This is a genomic window from Rubrivivax albus (genome assembly GCF_004016515.1).
In the GTDB taxonomy this organism is placed as follows: Bacteria; Pseudomonadota; Gammaproteobacteria; order Burkholderiales; family Burkholderiaceae_C; genus Rubrivivax; species Rubrivivax albus.
In genome coordinates this window covers 1-6,812 of the sequence record NZ_SACT01000020.1, presented here as the reverse complement: position 1 = coordinate 6,812, position 6,812 = coordinate 1, and the positions used below count along the sequence as shown (strand labels likewise).

4 protein-coding genes are annotated in these 6,812 nt (G+C 69.6%); 3 read left to right on the top strand and 1 reads right to left on the bottom strand.

The genetic code is table 11. The features are described from left to right. Positions 1-134: 134 nt before the first annotated feature. On the bottom strand, positions 135-2,588 hold the full coding sequence (locus ENE75_RS24305) for a glycogen/starch/alpha-glucan phosphorylase (protein ID WP_128201636.1): 2,454 nt from the start codon (positions 2,586-2,588) through the stop codon (positions 135-137). A 199-nt stretch (positions 2,589-2,787) separates the two neighbouring features. Here ENE75_RS24305 and ENE75_RS24300 point away from each other — a divergent pair, with 199 nt between their 5' ends. From ENE75_RS24300 to malF, 3 genes are read left to right on the top strand one after another with little or no spacing between them, the layout of a single operon-like run. Then, the gene (locus ENE75_RS24300; RefSeq protein WP_128201633.1) at positions 2,788-3,921 is read left to right on the top strand and encodes an ABC transporter ATP-binding protein; all 1,134 of its coding nucleotides are present in this window, start codon (positions 2,788-2,790) and stop codon (positions 3,919-3,921) included. Next, on the top strand, positions 3,921-5,102 hold the full coding sequence (malE, locus tag ENE75_RS24295) for a maltose/maltodextrin ABC transporter substrate-binding protein MalE (protein ID WP_128201631.1): 1,182 nt from the start codon (positions 3,921-3,923) through the stop codon (positions 5,100-5,102). The genes ENE75_RS24300 and malE overlap by 1 nt, the downstream gene beginning before the upstream one ends. Next, entirely contained in the window at positions 5,102-6,559 is a 1,458-nt protein-coding gene (malF, locus tag ENE75_RS24290; protein WP_199232412.1) for a maltose ABC transporter permease MalF, read from the top strand. Before malE ends, malF begins: the two co-directional genes overlap by 1 nt. The last annotated feature ends 253 nt before the right edge of the window (positions 6,560-6,812 follow it).

Genomic DNA, 6,812 nt, shown 5'->3' with positions numbered 1-6,812 from the left:
CTGGCGCGAGGTAAAGGAGGAGGCGAGCGCCCTGCGCGAGCCGGGGGACAGGAGCGCCAGGCCAGACCCGCCCTCCGTGGCCCGCGCCAATGCAAACGGACATAGGTCCAACGTCCGCTCCGGGTCGATTCCGGTCACTGGCCCGGCGCCCTGCCCCACACATGCTCCACGTACTCCCGGATCGTCCGGTCCACGCTGAAGTGCCCCATGCCGGCGACGTTGTGCAGCGCCATCGCGTGCCAGGCGGCTGGGTCGCGGTACAGCGCGTCCACGCGCTGCTGCGTGCGAACGTAGTCGGCGAAATCGGCCATCAGCAGGTAGGGGTCGCGCTGCAGCAGGGTCTGTACCAGGCTGCGGTAGCGCTCCGGCTCGGCAGGGGAGAAAGTGCCGTCGGCGATGGCGTCCACCACCGCGCGCAGCTGCGGGTTCTCCTCCACATACAGGCGCGGGTCGTAGCCCAGCTGCTTCATGCGCGCCACGGCATCGGCGCGCAGGCCGAAGATGAAGAGCCGGTCTTCGCCGATCGCCTGCGCCATCTCAATGTTGGCGCCGTCCCAGGTGCCGATGGTCAACGCGCCGTTGAGCGCGAACTTCATGTTGCCGGTGCCCGAGGCTTCGGTGCCGGCGGTGGAGATCTGCTCCGACAGGTCGGCCGCCGGGATGATGGCCTCGGCCAGGCTCACGCCGTAGTTGGGCAGGAAGACGACCTTGAGCCTGTCGCCCACACGCGGGTCGCTGTTGACCACGCGCGCCACGTCGTGGATCAGCTGGATGGTCAGCTTGGCAGCATGGTAGGCCGACGCCGCCTTGCCGGCGAAGATCACCGTGCGTGGCACCCAGTCGGCGTCAGGGTCCGCCACGATGGCCTGCCAGCGCGCGATGACGTGTAGCACGTTGAGCAGCTGGCGTTTGTACTCGTGGATGCGCTTGATCTGCACGTCGAACAGGCTGGTGGGGTCGACCTGCACGCCGGTGTCCTGCGCGATGCGCGCGGCCAGCGCCCGCTTGTTGGCCAGCTTGATCTTCGCGGCCGCAGTGCCCAGGCGCTTCTGGCCGGCCAGGGCGTGCAGCTGCTGCAGGTGCGACAGGTCGGTGCGCCAGCCACTGCCGATCTGCTCGTCGAGCCAGCCCGCCAGCCCGCGGTTGGCCTGCGCGAGCCAGCGCCGCGGCGTGACGCCGTTGGTCACGTTCAGGAAGCGCTCCGGCCACAGCCGCGCGTAGTCGGCGAAGATGGTCTGCACCATCAGTTCGGAATGCAGCGCCGAGACGCCGTTGACCTTGTGCGACGCCAGGATGGCCAGGGACGCCATGCGTGCGCGGCGCTCGTGGCCTTCGTGCCCCTCGTCGATCAGCGACACGCGCTGCACCAGCGCCTCGTCGCCCGGGAAGCGGGCGCGGATGTCGGCCAGGAAGCGGCGGTTGATCTCGTAGAGGATCTCCAGGTGCCGCGGCAGCAGCTCCTCCAGCATCGCCACCGGCCAGGTCTCCAGCGCCTCGGGCATCAGCGTGTGGTTGGTGTAGCTGGTGGCCGCGGTGGTCACGCGCCAGGCGCTGTCCCAGCCCAGGCCGTGCTCGTCCAGCAGCAGCCGCATCAGCTCGGCCGGGGCCAGGGCCGGATGGGTGTCGTTGAGGTGCACCGCGTTGCGGCAGCCGAAGCCGGTCATGTCACCCGGGTGCTCGCGCTGGTCGCGGGCCAGCATGTCCTGCAGCGACGCGCTGACAAGGAAGAACTCCTGCCGCAGCCGCAGCCGCCGGCCCTGCGGCGTGCTGTCGTCGGGGTAGAGCACCCAGTTCAGCGCGTCGGCCTCCTGCTTGTGCTGCGCGCTGGCCTCGTGCGCGCCGCGACAGAAGGCGGCGAAGTCGATCGGCCGCGCTGCCTGCGCGCGCCACTGGCGCAGCGTGCTCACATGGTCGGTGCCATGGCCAGGCACGATGAAGTCGCAGGCCTGGGCCAGCACCAGCTCCGCCGGCTCCCAGCGGCACAGGCCGCCGGCGTGCGACACCATGCCGCCGAAGCCGACCTCGTAACGCTGTTCGGGCCGCACCAGTTCCCAGGGGTTGCCGTGCTCCAGCCAGGGGTCGGGCAGTTCCACCTGACGGCCGTCGTGGATGGCCTGGGCGAACATGCCGTGCTCGTAGCGCAGGCCGTAGCCGAAGCTCGGCAGTTCCAGTGCGGCGAACGCGTCCAGGAAACAGGCCGCCAGCCGCCCCAGGCCGCCGTTGCCCAGCGCCGCGTCGGGCTCGTGGCCACGCACTGCATCCAGCGCCGGGGCACCCTGGCCGAGCGCGGCGCGCACCTCGTCGCGCAGGCCCAGGGCGTCGAGCGCGTTGTCCAGCGCGCGGCCCATCAGGAACTCCATCGACAGGTAGTGCACCCGGCGCCCGCCTTTGCGGCGTGCATCGGCCGCCTGGGTGGCGGCCCAGCGGTCGCCCAGCAGGGTGCGCACCGCCGCGGCCACCGCGGCCAACGACGCGGCCGCACTGCCGCGGTCGCTGCGCTGGGCCAGTTCACGCGCCACCAGGCGGCGGAACTCGGCCTGCTCGCGGGTCAGTGCAGTCTCGGGCGTAGCGGGGGTGGTGACGGTCATGGACTTCTCTCCTCTGGAGCGGAAGTATCGACAGCCGGGCATCGATTGTGTAGTTGTACTACACGCGTAGTTTGTCGATGACGTCTAACTTATTGATTTCAAATGGTTCATAGATCAGCTTGTGGAGGAAAACCCGCTGTCTCGGTTCGGCAACGTTTGTATATTCTCTACATCCTTCGGGATCAGCGGGGGTGTTCAGGTGGCAGATGTCCGGCTCGTGAAGGTGCAGAAGGCCTACGGCGACGTGCAGGTCCTGCGCGACATCGACCTGGAGATCCGCGACGGTGAGTTCATGGTCTTCGTCGGGCCTTCCGGCTGCGGCAAGAGCACGCTGCTGCGCACCATCGCCGGGCTGGAGGAGATCACCGGCGGCCAGTTGTGGATCGGCCCGCGCGAGGTGCACGACGTGCCGCCCGCCGAGCGCGGTGTGGCCATGGTGTTCCAGAGCTACGCGCTGTACCCGCACATGAACCTGTACGAGAACATGGCTTTCGGCCTGAAGCTCGCCAAGGTGCCCAAGGCGGAGATCGACAGCGCCGTGCGCAACGCCGCGCGCATCCTGCACATCGAGCACCTGCTGGAGCGCAAACCCAAGGACCTGTCGGGTGGCCAGCGCCAGCGTGTGGCCATCGGCCGCGCCATCGTGCGCCAGCCCGAGGTGTTCCTGTTCGACGAGCCGCTGAGCAACCTCGACACCGCGCTGCGCGTGAAGATGCGCTACGAGTTCGCCAAGCTGCACGAGCAGCTGAAGACCACCATGGTCTACGTCACCCACGACCAGGTGGAGGCGATGACGCTGGCCGACCGCATCGTGGTGCTCAGCGCCGGCCGCATCGAGCAGGTGGGCGCGCCGCTGGAACTCTACGAGCACCCCTGCAACCTGTTCGTGGCCGGCTTCATCGGCAGCCCGGGCATGAACTTCATCCGCGCCGAGGCGGAAAGCGCCGATGCGCAGCAGGTCACCGTGAAGCTGCCCGACGGCGCCCGCGTGCGCTGCACGGTCGATGGCACGGGCGTGAAGCGCGGCGAACAGCTCACCCTGGGCGTGCGGCCGGAACACCTGGTGGTGGGTGCGGCCGACAACGTGCTGACCGCGCGCGTGAACTTCGTCGAGTCGCTGGGTGGCACCACCTACGCGTATGCCGACTTCCCGGGCATGAAGGACGACGAAGCGCTGACCGTGGAGCTCGACGGCGCCCTGCGCCCGAGCGCCGGCGATGCGCTGACGCTGGGCGCACCGGCCGAACGTTGCCACCTCTTCGATGGCCAGGGCCGCGCCTTGCACCGTCTGGTGGCACCAGCGGCCGTGGCCGCGCCAGCCCAGGCGGCCTGATGCGACAGCTGCTGGCCGCGGCGGCGCTGGCCGCGCTGATGCCGTGGGCCGCGCCTGCGCAGGCGCAGGACGCGCCGCGCCTGCTGGTCTGGATCAACGGCGACAAGGGCTACAACGGCCTGCAGCAGGTGGGCGACGCCTTCACCGCCGCCACCGGCGTGCCGGTGGTCGTGCAGCATCCGGAAGGCGCGCCCGACAAGTTCCAGGCTGCCGCCGCCGCCGGCAAGGGGCCGGACGTGTTCTGCTGGCCGCACGACCGCGTGGGCGAATGGGCCAAGTCGGGCCTCATCGTCCCGGTGCGGCCGGGCCCGGCCGTCCGTGCCGCGGTGGAGGACTCCGCCTGGCAGGCCTTCACCTACCGCGGCAAGCTCTGGGGCTACCCCATCGCGATCGAGGCCATCGGCCTGATCGTCAACCGCGCGCTGGTGCCGGATCCGCCCGCCACCTGGGACGCCGTCTTCGCGCTCGACCGGCGGCTGCAGGCGCAGGGGAAGAAGGCCATCCTGTGGGACTACAACAAGTCGTTCTTCTCCTGGCCGCTGCTGGCCGGGCCGGGCGGCGTCGTGTTCGAACGTGATGCGAGTGGCGACTACGACCCGCTGAAGGTGGGCGTGAACAACGCCGGCGCCCTGCAGGGCGCCACATTGCTCAGGCGCCTGATCGACGAGGGCGTGATGCCGCGCGGCGCGCGTTACTCCGACATGGAGGCGCAGTTCGCCAGCGGCCAGGTGGCGATGATGATCTCCGGGCCCTGGGCCTGGGACAACGCGAAGAAGGCCAAGATCGACTTCGCCGTGGCGCCGATCCCGGCCCTGGACGGGCACGCCGCCAAGCCCTTCGTCGGCGTGCTGGGCTGCATGATCAGCGCGCCCAGCCGCGTCAAGGACATCGCGCGCGAGTTCCTGGAGCAGCACCTGCTGAAGGTGGAGAGCCTGAAGACCGTCTCGGCCGACGTGCCGCTGGGCACGCCGGCCAACAAGGCCTACTACGCCGAGCTGGCGGCCGACCCGGCGATCCGCGCCACCATGGCCAACGCACTGGCCGGCGAGGCCATCCCCAACATCCCGGAGATGCAGCGCTTCTTCCCGGCGATGGACGCAGCGCTGGAGGCCATCACGCAGGGCCGGCAGTCGCCGAAGGACGCGCTGGACGGCGCGGCAGCGCGGATGCGTTCGCGATGATGGGCCGCATCGTTACCACCGTGGCGGCACTGGCCCTGCTGTGGCTGGTCTACGCCACGCACATGGCGGGGCAGGCCGTGGCCGCCGTGGCGCTGCTGGTGCTGGGCGGCAGTGCGCTGTGGGTCTATGCCGCCTCCCGCAGCCTAGCCTGGAAGTACCTGTACCCGGGCGTGGTGGGCATGCTGGTGTTCGTGGCCTTTCCGCTGCTGTACACGGTGCAGATCGGCTTCACGAACTACTCGTCCAACCACCTGCTGACCGAGGACCGCGCGCGCGCCTACCTGCTGGACCAGCATGGCTTCGACGAGACGCGGCTCCATGCCTTCACGCTGCATGCCGGCGATCGGGTGCAGCTAACCGGGCCCGACGGCGCGCGCTGGGTGGCAACGCTGGGCGGCGACGGCGCGCTGCAGCCTGCCGCGGCCGACCAGGGCCCGGCGCTGTCGATGCGCGAGGTGATCTCCCGCCGCGACGCACTGATGGCGCTGCAGCCGCGCCTGCCCGACGGCACGGTGCTGGCCTACGCCGGCCTGCGCGAATTCGGCGTGAAGACGCCGGACTGGCGCGCCGCACCCGGCGGTGCGCTGCAGGAGTCCGCCACCGGCACCGTCTACGCGCCCAATCGCGAGTCCGGCTACTTCACCGGGCCGGACGGGCAGACGCTGCAGCCCGGGTTCACCGTGGGCATCGGCTTCGCCAACTACCAGCGCATGCTGCTGGACAGCGACTTCCGCGGCCCCTTCGTCTCCATCTTCGTGTGGACGGTGATGTTCTCGGCGCTGACGGTGCTGTTCGCCACCGTCATCGGCATGGCGCTGGCCGTGGCGCTGGAGTGGCCGGCGCTCAAGGGCCGCGCGGTCTACCGCACCTTGCTGTTCCTGCCGTATGCGGTGCCGGGCTTCATCAGCATCCTGGTCTTCAAGGGCCTGTTCAACCAGAACTTCGGCGAGATCAACGCCATCCTGGACGCGCTCTTCGGCGTGCGCCCAGCCTGGTTCGCCGACCCCACGCTGGCGCGCACGATGCTGCTGATCGTGAACACCTGGCTGGGCTACCCGTACATCATGATCCTGTGCACCGGGCTGCTGAAGTCGGTGCCGAGCGACCTGTACGAGGCCAGCGCGCTGGCCGGCGCGTCGCCCTGGGTGAACTTTTCGAAGATCACCGCACCGCTGATCATCAAGCCGCTGACGCCGCTGCTCATCAGCGCCTTTGCTTTCAACTTCAACAACTTCGTGCTCATCAGCCTGCTGACCGATGGCCGGCCGGACTACCTGAACACCAAGCTGCCGGCCGGCACCACCGACATCCTGGTCAGCTACACCTACCGCATCGCCTTCACCGATGCCGGCGCCAACTTCGGCCTGGCGGCGGCGATCTCGACGCTGATCTTCGGCATGGTGGCACTGATGGCGCTGGTGCAGCTGAGGTTGACACGAGCGGGGAGCGCGAAGTGACGGCTTTCGACCCAAACTCGCCTTCGGCTCCTTTGGGTCTGGCGACCCGATTTCCGTGGGCTCCCCCGAGCCCCCTCCAAGAAGGGGCTCCAGCATGTGCGACGGCTCCCCGCCAGCCCCCCTCCGTGAGGGGGACTCCAGCCAGATGGACGAGTCGGCCTGCCGGCCGACCGCTTCGCTGTGTCCGGCCGCGGAGGGCGGGTCTGGCCTGGCGCGAGGTAAAGGAGGAGGCGAGCGCCCTGCGCGAGCCGGG

Excerpts from the sequence above, each read along its gene's own strand:
- ENE75_RS24305 (WP_128201636.1), bottom strand. The coding sequence starts at position 2,588 with ATGACCGTCACCACCCCCGCTACGCCCGAGACTGCACTGACCCGCGAG.
- malE (WP_128201631.1), top strand. The coding sequence starts at position 3,921 with ATGCGACAGCTGCTGGCCGCGGCGGCGCTGGCCGCGCTGATGCCGTGG.
- malF (WP_199232412.1), top strand. The coding sequence starts at position 5,102 with ATGGGCCGCATCGTTACCACCGTGGCGGCACTGGCCCTGCTGTGGCTG.